Below are 13,648 nucleotides of genomic sequence, written 5' to 3'. Positions count from 1 at the left end.
AAACCCATGATCTCCCTGAGGGAACCCTCGCCCTTCAGGGCAGGGAGGAGGTCAGATAATAAATTAAATAAATTAAAAATATTTAATAAACTAGATCAAAATAATGTCATTATGAAACTATTTATTCTCTTCTTGATTTCTATAGCTAATAATTTGAAGCGCCGCGGGCGGGATTTGAACCCGCGCGGGGAGTAACCCCATCGGCTTAGCAGGCCGACGCCCTACCGGGCTGGGCGACCGCGGCACGATAATATATTCTCATTCATTGCCCAATTTTTGGGCTCAATGTTTTATGCCACTCATTTTCTCTGAGTTGGCACATTATAGTAATTGATACATAAGGGTTTTTAAGGTTTTCAACAAGTATTAATACAATGTTTCTATAAAGATTTAAGTCTAAATTCAATCAGATAAAATGGTGAATATTATGTATGAGGTAAGAACGCTAACAATACATTATGGTAAGCCTTTGCCTAGTGACATAGAGGGTGCTAAGCAAGAGATAGAAAAATTTTTAAGTAATTTCTCAGATGCTGTAGACGAATATAAAAGTAATTATAAAATTAAGCCTACTTATCTTAGAATATCATTTCCAAATCCTCCATTTTTAGATGACTTAGACAGTTTTTCAAAAGAGATAGAATTTTTAACAGAAAAATATTCAATAAATTTGGGTCAAATAGACTCAAATTATAATAAACTAAGTGAGGCTATAATAACAATTGCAACAAATAAAATGTTTTCATCAATAATTATGGAAGGTAGTGGCTGGGAAGAGGTTTTAAAGATATCAAAATCTTTACACGAACTAGCATCTAATAATCCTGAATTGGGTGCAAACATAGGTGTTAATACTTTAAATGAAAAATATTTTATAACACCTTATTATCCGCTAGCATCTGCAGTACCAGGTAAAGTTATGATTTCAGCAGCGTTAACTTATCCTAATTATTTAAAGGATTCTTATACTAAAAACGGTTATAATGGTATGATATCATCTGTTATAGAAGCTGGAAAATTAGCTCAAGACATGGCTATCTATATAGCAAACAAACTAAACATAGAATATGCAGGCGTAGACCTTAGCGTTTCTCCATGGATGGAAGAATCTAGTTTAGGTCTAATTGAACAAGTTTCAGGTGTAAGATTACCTAAGTCAGGATTTGCGTATGGTTTAAGGAAAGTTAACGAGGCTCTAATCCAAGCTTCAAAAAATTTAAAGACAGTTGGGTTTAATGAAGTCATGTTACCTATTGCAGAGGATTCAAAATTAAAGGCTAGGGCAAGTGAAGGAGATTTAACGGCAAGGCATCTGGCTATGTTGAGCGGAGTTTGTTTGGCAGGATTAGATTTGGCTGTTGTACCATATGATATTAATGGTGTTGCAGGTTTACTGCTTGATGTATCAGCTTATGCTAGGACTAAATCCAAAACATTAGGTGTAAGGATTATACCAGTTGAGAGTGTAGAGCCGGGGGATAAAGTAGATTTAGGTAGATTTGGGGAAACTCCTGTCATCTCCATATAAAATGCTTGCAGGCGGTGCAGGATTAACTATTTTTGCTTCCGCACTTATACCGCATTCTTTATATGTATTTAATCCTATTTGTGACAATTCTTCTGAATTTTTATCAAAAAGTACGATTATTGATGGGCCCGCACCACTTATTGCTACACCATATGCTCCATTGCTTATTAGTTTTTCCTTTATTTCATTAAAGCATGGTATAGCCTTTGATCTAGAGCCTGTTACTATAGTATCAATCATAGCTTTTCCAGCTGCTTTAAGATCACCTTTTAATAAAGAAGAAATTAAAATACCGAGCTTTACAGAATCTTGTACATGATCTTTAAACTCAACGTATTTTGGCAATAAAGATCTCATGTATTGTGTTTTGTTATTTAAATAAAAATCAATTGGTCTAAATATAATAAAGTTGGCCTTTATTTCAAAACTATAAGCATATATCTCGTTGTCAATTTTTCCAACTACCGCTAAATTGCCGAGTAATGATGCTGCAACATTATCATAATGTGGAACGCCAGCAGATACTATTTCCCCATAGCCAGCATATTTTATTAGTTGCTCCTTGCTTAAATTTAAGTCTAATACATTTGATAATGCAAAAACACTAGCAGCTGCGCTAGCACCACTTCCTCCTAAACCTGAAGATACAGGTATGCCCTTGAAAATCTTTATGAGAATATCATAATTATTAATGCCTAGATCTTTCATCATATATTTAATTGCATAAACAGCGCTGTTATTTTCATTTACATTTGAAGAAAAAGGCCCCTCAATTTTTTCTATTTTAACATCCCCCTTTCCTCTCTTGGCTGATATAGTAACTATATCATAGTAGGCATCGTGAGCTAGTGAAACCACATCAAAACCTGAGCCTAGATTCGCAGAACTAGAATAAGCCTTTGCCCACACTTCTTCCATTTCAATCGCCTTTAGATGAAAAGCTTATACTTTAAAAATAAAAATTTTTCCTATGATGTTTTAATAACTGATAATTTTGGAATCAGACAAAATATCAAATAAATTTATTAAATCATCATTGTTAACGTATTTCTTACCATATTCTGCTAATAAGAGTAAATAAACTTCTTTTAATGGCCTATCCTTTGATAAGAAGAATGCCTCTCTAAAATAAACAGTAGTGCCTATGGGATTTTTATTTATTATATCCGCTGCTTTTAGTGCTAAATCAATATTGTGTTTTGCTATAGTCCTTAGTCCCTCAATCATAGGTGGTTTATTCTTTATTATATTATCCCCCTTTGCTTCTATGTTAATATCTATATTATTATTTTGTAAATTAAATAATTCCGGCAAAAGTTTTAATGCTAATTTTGCTGATTCTATATCATCGTTTGATAAATGGTTAAGTAAAATTTGATTCAATAAATCGTTATAGAATGTAGACGTGTCTACATCAATTTTTGCCAAAACGTAGGAACTTAAAGAAGCTATAGATGATGATAATTTGAGCATTTCTCTTGATATCCTATTTAAATCATCTAAATCAGTATGGTATGCATAATCTGGCCATTGATTTAACATAACTGATGGTATTCCATATGCTATTGCAACGTCATGATCACTACCGCCATCGTATGGAGTCAATACCAGTCCATTAAAATTAAGTTTTTTAGAGATTAATTTAGCTGAGTAATACATTGAAGCACTTGACTTGGAGATATTGCTGATGCTATTACTTATAACTTTTAGAGGGCCATCTTTATCACTGGGATAAACACCTACCATATCTAAGTTTATTGCTTCAGTAACTAAATTAGAAAGCCAAGAACCAAACACAACAGAGCTTCCAGTATATTCTGGGAACCATATAAACCTAATGGTTTCATTAGGAGGATTCAGTTCATTTTTTTGTATCATTTCACTTAGGACAAGGGCTGTTTCTATCAATGATGCTGTACCACTTCCATTATCATTTGCCCCTGGGCTAGGATGGCACATATGGGCCATAAGAATTGGTCCCTTTGAATTCTTATCACCGATCCATGCTAAAACGTATGGAAAGCCTGGATCTTTTTTTATATCAGCATCAAGATATAAAGATATTTCCTTGTTTTCAATACCATTAACTAAGTAGTTGGGTATAGATACTGCAGGTATTGTGAATTTATTCGCTTCTTCCCTACTCAAAAATAATGATTTATATGGAACAGCGTTTGGAGGAGAATTTTTAGAATACAATAATACACCTAAAGCATTATTCTCATATGATAGTCTGTAAACTATATAAGATATTCCATCAGATACGACAAATTTTCCTTTAGCGTTTTTATATTCGTTTGGATCATTCCAGTTTTTGATTACAACAGCTTTTCCAACAATTTTCCCATCAGAGGGAGGACTATGAGCAACGGGAAGTGTTGGATGTTGTTTACTGTTTAATTCAACATCACCTATTTTGACCCAAGTGAATCTGTGGATCCATCCTGTTGGGGCACCAATCCAATCAGGTACAGAAGTACCTCCAAATTTTAACATTTCAACATTTAAATTTTCAGAAGAGTTCTCAATAAGAGTTTTTTCTATATATTTTGCAGCTTCTAATATTTCAATTCCTCCTTGTATTCTATTAAACTTTGTGTAAGAAGATAAAATTCTATAAACTCTATAATCGTTGGTATATTTTAGAATTTTGTTATATATGTTTCCCATGACTTCAATTTCTTTTATCATAATTCTTCCCAATAGTTTGTTAACAACAAAAGAAATTAAGTTTTTGTAAATTATGAGCTTTTTAAGTCTGAAGATATATTAATAATAGGGTTAGCTGTTGGTACTAGATGGCCTAAGAAACGCAGTTACGAAATTTTTGAAAGGAGGCAGTACATATAAAGACTCTGTTGATGAGTTTATTAGAGATCTTCAAAGAGAATTGATAAAATCAGATGTTAACTTAAAGGTAGTGAAAGAATTAAGCGAAAATATAAGGAAAAAAGCACTAGAAGAAGAACCTCCTTCAGGAATAAGTAGAAAAGAATGGTTTATTAAAGTAGTTTATGATCAGCTAAGCGAACTTTTTGGAGGAGATTTAGATATAGATGTCGAGCCTAAGAAAACCCCATGGATAATATTATTAGTCGGAGTTCAAGGATCTGGAAAAACAACTACAGCAGGTAAGTTGGCATATTATTATACTAAGAAAGGTTACAAAGTTGGTTTAGTTGCTGCAGATACATATAGGCCAGGTGCTTTTGAACAATTAAAAACCCTTGCAAGCATGAGTAGTTCAATGTTTTATGGAGATCCAAGTAATAAAAACGCCGAAGAGATATCAATTAAGGGTGTCGAAGAGCTCAAATCAAAAAACGCCGAAATTATAATAATAGATACAGCAGGTAGGCATGGATATGGTAATGAAAAAAGCCTCTTAGATGAAATGAAAAATATATCTAATAAGGTTAAACCTGATGAAGTTATATTGGTTTTAGATGCGGCAATAGGCCAAAAAGCCTATGATTTAGCTAAACAATTTCATGATACTACTCCTGTTGGTTCACTTATTGTTACTAAGCTTGATGGAACAGCTAAAGGCGGTGGAGTGTTATCAGCAATAGCAGCTACTGGGGCTAGAGTTAAATTTATTGGAACAGGTGAGAAAATAGAGGAACTAGAGGTTTTTAAACCAACAAAATTCGTTTCAAGGCTTCTTGGTTTAGGGGATATAGATGCCCTCTTGGAAAAAATCAAAAGTGCTCAAGAAAGCATTAATATAGAAAAAATACAAGAAGATTTTGCTAAAGGAAAAATCAATATGAGAACACTGTACGCTCAAATAAAGAGTTTAAGAAAAATGGGACCGTTTAGTAAAATATTGCAAATGTTACCAACAAGTTCATTACCTATGCAGATAAAAGATGATCAATTAAAGGTGGGAGAAGAAAAAATGACAAAATGGATCCATATTATAGAAAGTATGACTTATGAAGAACTCGATAATCCAGAATTAATTGATAGAAAAAGAATGAAAAGAATAGCATTGGGAAGTGGTACAACGATTGAAGATGTTAAGGATTTGCTTAATTATTATAAGAACTTAAAAACTATAATGAAGAGGATTAGAAGAGATAGAGGTATATTGAGGAAGTTGGGAATAGAAAACGTTGAAGATTAAATCATAGGAGCATTTTTACCTTTGTTTATAGTTATTTCAATCGAAGAAACTTTCTTAACGTTTCCCTTATCATCAGTTACTTCTTCTTCGAATATGTTTAGATCCTTTAAAATTAAATCCTTATAATACATGTTTCTAAGGTATTCTACCATATCAACTGCTTTACATATGTTTGAACCTCTTGCTCTAATTTTTATTTCATCAACATTATCATAATTAAAAAACCTAATAGCAATTAGTGCATAGTTCATTAATGGCTTTTTACCAATATATATTGTGTTTTGTTGCTTTTCAGCCAACTTTATCACCTCAATTAAATAATAATGAAAAATATTAAAAAGTATTTGTTTCTAAATTTCAAGATATAAATTAAATAATAGGTTATAATATATCAATAAAAGTATTAAAATTTACTAAAATTTATTTAAAAATTGAAGTTTTAATAATGTTATCTTTTTCTTGTTATAATTTCAATTATGATTGAAACTATAGCTAAGGCTAATCCTAATTCTAATCCATTAATCAATGAAATATGACCATAACCTGTAACTTTAAAACTTTCAGTTATTAAAACTGTAGATGAATTTGGGAATGCTAGAACTACTATGCTTTCTTCGGGGTTTAGACTTTTTTTAACTACATAGCTATTTCCTATCTTTTGGGCATTTTTAACTAATCCCTGAAATGCTTGTTCTGCAGTAATTGGGTTGCCTTGTAATCCTGTAACCAGATAATAAACTCCTGTTTGAAAATCATCATGAGAAATAGTGTTAACAGTTTTTAATCCTAAACCTCCTGCTTCCCCTAATAAAGTAAGAGGATTCCCAGTTAAATTTAAATAAAGTGCTTGCGAGACCCCAGTTATGTTTATTTGAGCTATACCTGAGCCTGTTGGAAGCACTGCAGCAAGTATTGCAGGCGTTGATTGCGAATTATACCCTATACTCCATGAAGAAGATGTTTTTACACCATACTGTGTCGCAAATGCAGAGGCTATAATTAATGCTATACCAATTCCAAATAAAATTCTGGGTAAAAGTTTTTTAAACCAAAACATTACACTTCAAACCTCCTTGTAAAATATATAACGTATGTTATAAAGAGAACAATAAATATAACTGGTACAACGAAAATTTCCCAAGTTGGTGTTCTAATACCATTTAATATATCATAAACAGGATTATATAATCCCATAGAATTTGCTATATTAGTTAAGATCTTAATATTATCTATTGATCCAACTAGGGCTAATATAAGACTTGTTGCTGTATAACCAAAATACCCGGTTATGCTTACTACAGCAGCTGTACCTGTACTCTTACTTTTATTGGAAGCTAAAATAAATATAGATCCATAGAGTTGGGCCTGAATCAAATATGCAATCCACATAATTAAAAATTCACTTATGTTTTTGCCAACAACCGGATATAGCATAATACCTGCTACTATAGCGGGGATTCCCAATAATATTATGGAAGGTAGCAAAACACGGGTTAAGTAAATTATTAATGATATATTTCTCCTGGATATCGGGTAAGTCAAATACAAAGGCATAACCCCTGTCTGAACTAAGTTAACAAGATCGGATGATGCTCTTAAAGCTAAGTAAAGTGATGTAACAAATAAAACTGCTCCTAATACAGCATTACCTACTGCTGGTGGTGTTGTAACTGGTTCAAGTACAGACAATATGCCGCTTAGCGTTGCAACTAATATAAGCATTATATCAAAGCTAGGAGGTCTCAATGAATCCCAAAGATCAATTAAAGCAAGCTCCCAAGATTTTTTCAATGACATTGTTTACCCCTCCAGAATCTCTTCTATTCCTGGCTCTATCAATTCAATTCCATATATTTGCTGTCCATTCTTTACTATTTCTGAAATTAGATTTAATAACTTAGATGTCTTTTCGGAATCTTCAGTCTTAACATATATGTTACCTCCTTCAATATTTAATGAAAATCCATTTTTTTCTAGGACATCTTTTATTGTGAATGGATCTTTGCACCTAATTCTGGAAATAGAAATATTTTTAACAATATCATCAGGTTCGCCTACCTTTAATATTTTACCTGATTTCATTATGGTTATCTTTGATGAGACTCTTAATACTTCTGGCAATACATGACTAGATATAATTATTGTGAGATCTCTTTCTTTATTTATTTTAAGAAATAGATCTAATATCTTATTTCTTTCTACAGGATCTAAGTTGCTTGTAGGCTCATCCGCTATTATTATTTCGGGCTCAGCTATTAATGCATGTGCTATAGCCGCTCTTTGTCTCTGACCTGCACTTAATTGAGAGAAAGCTTTGTTTTCACTACCCTTCAATCCTACTAAATCTATAACTTCTTTTATAGTATTAAAGTCTTTATTATATATTTTTGAAACATGAGATAAAAATTCTATTATAGGCATACTAACAGGTAATGACGGCCTTTCAAATATAACACCAATCTTTTCTCTCGCCGAGGGGTCATAAAATGGATCTTTATTAAAAATTAAAACAGTACCTTTATCTTTTCTTAACAACCCCAGAGATACTTTTATTAGGGTTGATTTGCCTGCCCCATTAGGGCCTACAATAGCCATTATTTCTCCTTTTTTTACTTTTAATGAAACATCATTTAAAGCGGTTATCTTTCCATATCTTTTTGTTACGTTTTCAAGTACAATTAGATCTTCCATATTATTCCCCTGCTTTAATTGTCTATTGAAAAATATATATTTTGATAATATATAATTTAGAAACATTTTTCTTTAATTTCGAAAACTAAGCTTTCATAGCCAGATATTTTTGTACCTTTTGAAACGAATAAAAACGCATAATTGTTCTCAAATTCATAGTTTCCTGGAGAATCAATTTTTACAAATTTTCCGCATTTTGGAAGAATCCAAGTGACTATATAATCATATTTTGCCGTTGTTTCTTCATAGATATTTTCATATGTATTTTTCCCAATTACTAAATTAATCGGCATTTCTATGTAAAAATTTACATATGATATTTTTGGTATCTTAAATCCTATTTTAGCATATTTAACAACTGGAAAAACGTAATTTCCATTTATTATAGTTTTCTCTCCGTTAATTTGTTTTTGCATTTCTGTTTTTAATTTTTCTTCTTCATTCTTTTTCTGCGTTTCTTTTCTGACCAAGTTATAATATTCTTTATTTTCATCGAAATAGTCAAATGTTATTACATAACTTATATAATTTTTTGTTACATTAATTGTACCAATTCCATAAATAGGTATTGCCATTATTGAAACCTCTATATATTTTAATTTTTTTATACCTCTATTTTATGGTGATAATTATGAATAATAAATGTAACGCACTTATAACAGCTTCTACTAAAGGTATAGGATATCAAGCTGCTCTTTCATTAGCAGAAAAAGGGTGCAACTTGGTTATAAGTTCAAGGAATAAAGATAATATAGATAAGGCTAAAGAAGAATTAAAAAAGAAGAGAGTTAAGGTCTATGGCATAAAAGGTGATTTATCTAATAAGGCCGATATAGATAGAATATTTGCTTATGCCATCAAAAAATTAGGGGGTATTGATGTAGTGGTTATGAATTATGGAAATCCAAAATGCGAGCCATGTAATATAATAGATGCTACATATAGTGATTGGGTTTATTCTTTTAATATGTATCTATACTCTACTGCGGAAGCAATGAATTTTTCTTATAAATATAATAAGAAAAAAGCAAATTTTATCATTATTTCTAGTTTTTCGATATATTTTCCTATGGAATCAACAAGTTTATCCGATATTATTAGAATTGGTTTGCTTCCTTTAATAAAAACATATTCTAGACTTTATCCAGATAAGATAAGAGCGAATGCATTACTATTAGGAAGTTTTCGAACAGAGGGTTCTGAAAGTTTAATTAGAAAATTGGCTAAAAAAATGAATGTTAATGAAGAGGAATTTTGGAATAGATACGTTAAAGAATTATCTCCATTAAAAAGACTAGGTAGATTTGACGAATTAAAAGATATAATTTCTTTTTTGGCTTTTTCTCCTGAATATTTAACAGGTTCAGTAATATTATTTGATGGAGGCACTCTTAATTGCATAATTTAATTTCATTTTAAAGAAAATTGTAATATTATTGGATGAGCAACGTTACTATTGAAGTTTTAAATTATAACTTTTCACATAGATTTTCTCATATAGAAAAATACATATTTGAGTTAGTTTTTACCCAAAGTATACTTATAAGAAAATTAAATCGTTCAATTAAAGTTTAATCTTAATTATTAAGGCATGTATTTTCAAAAACGCTAAATTAAAATATTCTCATCGTATAATTAAATTGGTGTGAAAATTGAAATATAAAAGCTTAGAGTCATTAGTTAAAAACAAAAATGTTTTTATTTTTGGAGCAGGGGGCGGAGGAGATATCGTTGGTGCCTATCATGTTTCTAACAAGGTAAAAAAAGCTGGCGGTAATACAATTGTAGGAAGCGTTGTATGGGAAAGGTTTGCTGTGGACCCATATCCTGGTCCAATACCCTTGGAAATGATGGTTAATGTTGAACCTATAGGATACTCTACAGCAATTGTTAGTTCAGATTCTTATGCTTTAAGATATGGAATGGAAGTTGAACCACAAATTACTAAGTTTGTAAAAACAGTTGGTGAAAAAGCCATATTTATTGATTTAACTAAAGGTACAGAAGGGGTAATTAGAGGAATAAATGATATAGCAGAAAATTATAATATAGATGTTGTTATAGGAGTTGATGTTGGCGGAGACATATTAAGCCTTGGATGTGAAGAAAATTTATGGAGTCCATTAGCAGATTCTATATCATTAAGCGCTTTGTATCATATAAATTTCGATAAGGCACTAGCTGTATACGGTCCAGGAGGAGATGGAGAACTAGATACAAATACGATTTTAAAATATGTAAGTGATATTAGTAAGCAAAAGGGTTTAATAGAAATAATGGGTATGAGTTATGAAGATTCAGAATTATTGGAAAATTTAATTAAAAATGTTTACACAGAAGCTTCCCTAATTCCTTTATTATCTTTTAAAGGTGAATATGGAAACAAAATGATAAGAAATAATACAAGAGTTGTTAAATTGTCTCCAATTCTTTCAACATCTTATTTATTAGATGTTGATATAGTATATAACAGAAGTGAATTGCCAAAACTAGTTAATGGAACAGGAGGAATTGGTCAAGCTAACCAGGCCCTAAATGATCGTTGCTTATATACGGAATTGGATTTAGAAAATGATTTAATGAAATTGAGGGGTGAACAATCTAAGGAACCATTTGACTTAAACGAAATAAGACGGCAAGGTATCAGCAATTTAATTAAGAGGAACTGTAACCCTATAAAATGTTAAATTTATGCTTCTTGTTCTTCACTTTGCTGTATAACTTTTCTTTTGGTTTTATATTCTGTCAACAAATCTTCGAGACTATCTATTCTCTGTATAAGATAATCCATAGTTTCTTCAATTTGCCTATATTTGCCTTCGAGTAATGTCATTTTAACTCTTACATCTTTTTCGACTTTATCTAGTCTGTTGGATATATTGGCTATTATTATGTTGTCTTCATTCTTATTTGAAAAACCTCCTTGTAAACCAGTTTTTATATATAGCTTTATTAGATCAGTTATTTGAATTCCTATTTCATCTGATTTGTTTTTAAGTTCGCTATACATTTGGTCACTTATAGATAGATGTACAGTAGGCAACTTCTGTCTCCTCCTATTAAGAGTAGTACTGAGAGAGGCCTAATATATTCTTCTGCTCTCTGTATTTTTATTGTAAGAGAACTCTTGATAAATGTAGTGCGCATTAAATAAAAGTCTTGCTTGCATAATACCAGATGGGTGTTACTGAATAGGTGAGTGATTAATGAAAGTGGTTTCGTTCAAACTTGAAGATGATTTGCTTGAAATACTAGAGGAATATTCAAAGAAAAGGAATGTAACTAAAAGCGAAATAATAAGAAGGGCGCTTCAGAATTATATAATGGCAGATAAAGACAAACCTTTTGTGACCAAAAGAATAAAAATTTATACATAAAAAATAAAAAATTAAAATTATTCTTTGGGTAATTTTATTACTACAGGTTCTTTCTCAAATTGCTTTAAGTCAACTCCTGGTAAGGTTGTAGCTTCTGGTGGTAGTGGAACTCTTTCTCCCTTTTCTGGTGGAGCTGATAGAACTTCAGAAGATTTTTTCTTAAAGAATCCAAGTCTATATTTAAACAGTTTGCTACGCAATCCTTGGATAGCACCTGCTGGATCAACAGCTTTTGGACATACTGCGCTACATGTAGCAGCAAAGTGGCATCTGTGACAACCGTGTTCGCTATCTACTATAGCAAATCTCTCTTTATGTCCTTCATCCCTTACATCATTTATAAATCTGAAAGTGTACATAAGCGCTTGAGGTCCTAGATATTCTGGATCTGCAGCCACAACTGGACATGAAGAATAACAAAGGCCACAGAAAATACAATTGCTGAACTGTAATATATCAATAAACTCCTCTGGATTCATCTTTAGATGTCCTTTGGGATTTTCTTGTTCCTCAGTATCTTTTCTTATTAAATATGGCTTAACGCTTCTATGTTTATTGAAGAAGTCTGAAAATTCAGTCATGAGATCTTTAACTACTGGGAAGTTTGGCAACGGTTCAACAGTAACAACAGGTCTTGCATTACTTGTAACTTGTGAAACCTGAGTTTGGCATGCTAGCATTGGAGTACCATTTATATTAACTCCACAACTGCCGCATAACCCCATTCTGCAGCTATATCTTACTGCTAGTGTGTGATCTGTATTTTCCTTTATATCTAATAGAACATCGAGCATTGTCATTCCTTTATGCGTTTCAACTTTATATTCTTGCCACCATATCTTTTTTGTTTCTGGGTTATATCTTCTAACTCTTACCGTTATAACTTTCGGAGGTAATTTTGTTGCAGCCTCAATATCTAATGCCATTATATCTCACCTCAATATGCAGGCAATTTAACTATTGTAAGTGCTGCTATTGCTGCGAATACTATGAATACTAACCAGAACAGCACGTTTATAATCGTATTATATGTTTTTCCTTGATGCAATTCAAATAACATGCCCCTCACTCCATTTAATCCATGAAATAGAGCAACCCAAGCTAAAAGTAATAGAGCCCATCCAGCTTCTTTGTATTGATTATAAACGAAGGCACTTGTTAAAGTCTGGTCAAATGTAGATACATTGAATAACCATGGAACTCTTTGCAGTAGATGATAACCTAACAAAAATATAAGAAGTATGGCAGTTATATATTGCCAAATTTGTATATTAGATGCTTTATTCTCCATTTCTATCACCCAAATATCAAAAATGCTGAAAATGCCCATAAAACTAGGGCAACAACAAATTCAATATAAAGCCAAGTCCTTTGGGGAGCGTTAAGTGTAGGTGCTTCATATGGTGGTTTTGGCTCAACTGGTTTTCCAATGCCTAGTCCAAAGAATTCTGTTAATAAAAGCCTAAATCCATTTAATGCATGGAAAAGAACGGCTCCTGCAACAATCCATTCCCCTAGTCTTGCCCACCAAGCACTTTCAATACCCATTATATAAGTCCATGCGGCCCAACCTGATAAACCATTAATTGGAGCGTACTGGCTCCATACAGGTGAATCTGTTTCCAAAATGTGAGCAAGCAAAAATGCTATTATTATGAAACCTGTTACTCTATGCAATACAAAAGCTACTCTTTCTGGGTTATTTTTAGCACGAATTAGCCAAGGATTTAAGCTAGCTTTCCAAAAACCTTGTCTGTTCTCCATTTCCAAACTCCTAAATTTTTCATCATCTGACATAATAACACCCCCTAATATTTCCTTTCTACAGGTTTCCACGTATTAATTGTTACAGGCGAATATAATATTGAAAGATCATCAGTTCCATTTCTTATTACTATGGTATGCTTTAACCAATTTTCATCG

The 13,648-nt window shown here is 31.9% G+C and carries 18 protein-coding genes and 1 tRNA gene; 6 read left to right on the top strand and 13 right to left on the bottom strand.

What is annotated here, in order from left to right:
- On the top strand, positions 1-195 hold a 195-nt coding region (locus Q0C16_RS03690; protein WP_292319690.1), incomplete at its 5' end, for a hypothetical protein.
- Here the strand turns inward: Q0C16_RS03690 and Q0C16_RS03685 are convergent.
- A tRNA-Ser gene (locus tag Q0C16_RS03685) sits at positions 160-244 on the bottom strand. The genes Q0C16_RS03690 and Q0C16_RS03685 overlap by 36 nt on opposite strands.
- A gap of 183 nt (positions 245-427) precedes the next feature.
- Between Q0C16_RS03685 and Q0C16_RS03680 the strand changes: the two genes are divergently transcribed.
- A complete protein-coding gene (locus Q0C16_RS03680; RefSeq protein WP_292319689.1) occupies positions 428-1,528 on the top strand; it encodes a DUF711 family protein in 1,101 nt (366 codons plus the stop codon).
- On the opposite strand, the gene Q0C16_RS03675 is transcribed toward Q0C16_RS03680, so the two are convergent.
- Both Q0C16_RS03675 and Q0C16_RS03670 read right to left on the bottom strand, forming a co-directional pair.
- Positions 1,490-2,446 (bottom strand): homoserine kinase, encoded by a 957-nt coding sequence (locus Q0C16_RS03675; RefSeq protein WP_292319688.1) that lies wholly within the window; start codon positions 2,444-2,446, stop codon positions 1,490-1,492. The genes Q0C16_RS03680 and Q0C16_RS03675 overlap by 39 nt on opposite strands.
- A 60-nt stretch (positions 2,447-2,506) precedes the next feature.
- On the bottom strand, positions 2,507-4,219 hold the full coding sequence (locus tag Q0C16_RS03670; protein WP_292319687.1) for a DUF4910 domain-containing protein: 1,713 nt from the start codon (positions 4,217-4,219) through the stop codon (positions 2,507-2,509).
- Positions 4,220-4,316: 97 nt separating this feature from the next.
- Between Q0C16_RS03670 and Q0C16_RS03665 the strand changes: the two genes are divergently transcribed.
- Positions 4,317-5,657: a signal recognition particle protein Srp54 gene (locus Q0C16_RS03665; protein ID WP_292319686.1), complete on the top strand. Its 1,341-nt coding sequence runs from the start codon at positions 4,317-4,319 to the stop codon at positions 5,655-5,657.
- Here Q0C16_RS03665 and albA read toward each other — a convergent pair.
- From albA to Q0C16_RS03640, 5 genes are all read right to left on the bottom strand, one after another.
- Entirely contained in the window at positions 5,654-5,956 is a 303-nt protein-coding gene (albA, locus tag Q0C16_RS03660) for a DNA/RNA-binding protein AlbA (RefSeq protein WP_292319685.1), read from the bottom strand. The genes Q0C16_RS03665 and albA overlap by 4 nt on opposite strands.
- Positions 5,957-6,105: 149 nt before the next feature.
- Positions 6,106-6,714, bottom strand: a complete 609-nt coding sequence (locus tag Q0C16_RS03655) for a hypothetical protein (protein WP_292319684.1) — start codon at positions 6,712-6,714, stop codon at positions 6,106-6,108.
- Complete coding sequence (locus Q0C16_RS03650; RefSeq protein ID WP_292319683.1) at positions 6,714-7,454, bottom strand: hypothetical protein; 741 nt, start codon at positions 7,452-7,454, stop codon at positions 6,714-6,716. The genes Q0C16_RS03655 and Q0C16_RS03650 overlap by 1 nt, the downstream gene beginning before the upstream one ends.
- Before the next feature lie 3 nt (positions 7,455-7,457).
- Entirely contained in the window at positions 7,458-8,348 is an 891-nt protein-coding gene (locus Q0C16_RS03645) for an ABC transporter ATP-binding protein (RefSeq protein ID WP_292319682.1), read from the bottom strand.
- A gap of 56 nt (positions 8,349-8,404) precedes the next feature.
- Positions 8,405-8,923 (bottom strand): hypothetical protein, encoded by a 519-nt coding sequence (locus Q0C16_RS03640; RefSeq protein ID WP_292319681.1) that lies wholly within the window; start codon positions 8,921-8,923, stop codon positions 8,405-8,407.
- Positions 8,924-8,979: 56 nt separating this feature from the next.
- Between Q0C16_RS03640 and Q0C16_RS03635 the strand changes: the two genes are divergently transcribed.
- Complete coding sequence (locus Q0C16_RS03635) at positions 8,980-9,756, top strand: SDR family oxidoreductase (RefSeq protein ID WP_292319680.1); 777 nt, start codon at positions 8,980-8,982, stop codon at positions 9,754-9,756.
- 244 nt (positions 9,757-10,000) lie between these two features.
- On the top strand, positions 10,001-11,035 hold the full coding sequence (locus Q0C16_RS03630; protein ID WP_292319679.1) for a DUF1152 domain-containing protein: 1,035 nt from the start codon (positions 10,001-10,003) through the stop codon (positions 11,033-11,035).
- A gap of 2 nt (positions 11,036-11,037) precedes the next feature.
- Here Q0C16_RS03630 and Q0C16_RS03625 read toward each other — a convergent pair whose 3' ends face one another.
- A complete protein-coding gene (locus tag Q0C16_RS03625; RefSeq protein ID WP_292319678.1) occupies positions 11,038-11,391 on the bottom strand; it encodes a hypothetical protein in 354 nt (117 codons plus the stop codon).
- A gap of 163 nt (positions 11,392-11,554) precedes the next feature.
- Between Q0C16_RS03625 and Q0C16_RS03620 the strand changes: the two genes are divergently transcribed.
- On the top strand, positions 11,555-11,725 hold the full coding sequence (locus tag Q0C16_RS03620) for a ribbon-helix-helix protein, CopG family (protein WP_292319677.1): 171 nt from the start codon (positions 11,555-11,557) through the stop codon (positions 11,723-11,725).
- 17 nt (positions 11,726-11,742) lie between these two features.
- On the opposite strand, the gene Q0C16_RS03615 is transcribed toward Q0C16_RS03620, so the two are convergent.
- The 4 genes from Q0C16_RS03615 to Q0C16_RS03600 form a co-directional block, all read right to left on the bottom strand.
- Positions 11,743-12,651, bottom strand: a complete 909-nt coding sequence (locus tag Q0C16_RS03615) for a succinate dehydrogenase/fumarate reductase iron-sulfur subunit (RefSeq protein WP_292319676.1) — start codon at positions 12,649-12,651, stop codon at positions 11,743-11,745.
- A gap of 11 nt (positions 12,652-12,662) precedes the next feature.
- Positions 12,663-13,016, bottom strand: a complete 354-nt coding sequence (locus Q0C16_RS03610) for a succinate:quinone oxidoreductase (RefSeq protein ID WP_292319675.1) — start codon at positions 13,014-13,016, stop codon at positions 12,663-12,665.
- A gap of 5 nt (positions 13,017-13,021) precedes the next feature.
- Positions 13,022-13,522 carry a succinate dehydrogenase gene (locus Q0C16_RS03605; RefSeq protein WP_292319674.1) on the bottom strand — a complete coding sequence of 167 codons (501 nt, stop codon included), beginning with the start codon at positions 13,520-13,522 and terminating at the stop codon, positions 13,022-13,024.
- 11 nt (positions 13,523-13,533) lie between these two features.
- Positions 13,534-13,648, bottom strand: a 115-nt coding sequence (locus tag Q0C16_RS03600) for a hypothetical protein (protein WP_292319691.1), incomplete at its 5' end; no start/stop codon positions are given.

The organism is Caldisphaera sp. (genome assembly GCF_023256325.1).
In the GTDB taxonomy this organism is placed as follows: domain Archaea; phylum Thermoproteota; class Thermoprotei_A; order Sulfolobales; family Acidilobaceae; genus Caldisphaera.
This window is presented reverse-complemented; position numbering and strand designations above follow the sequence as displayed.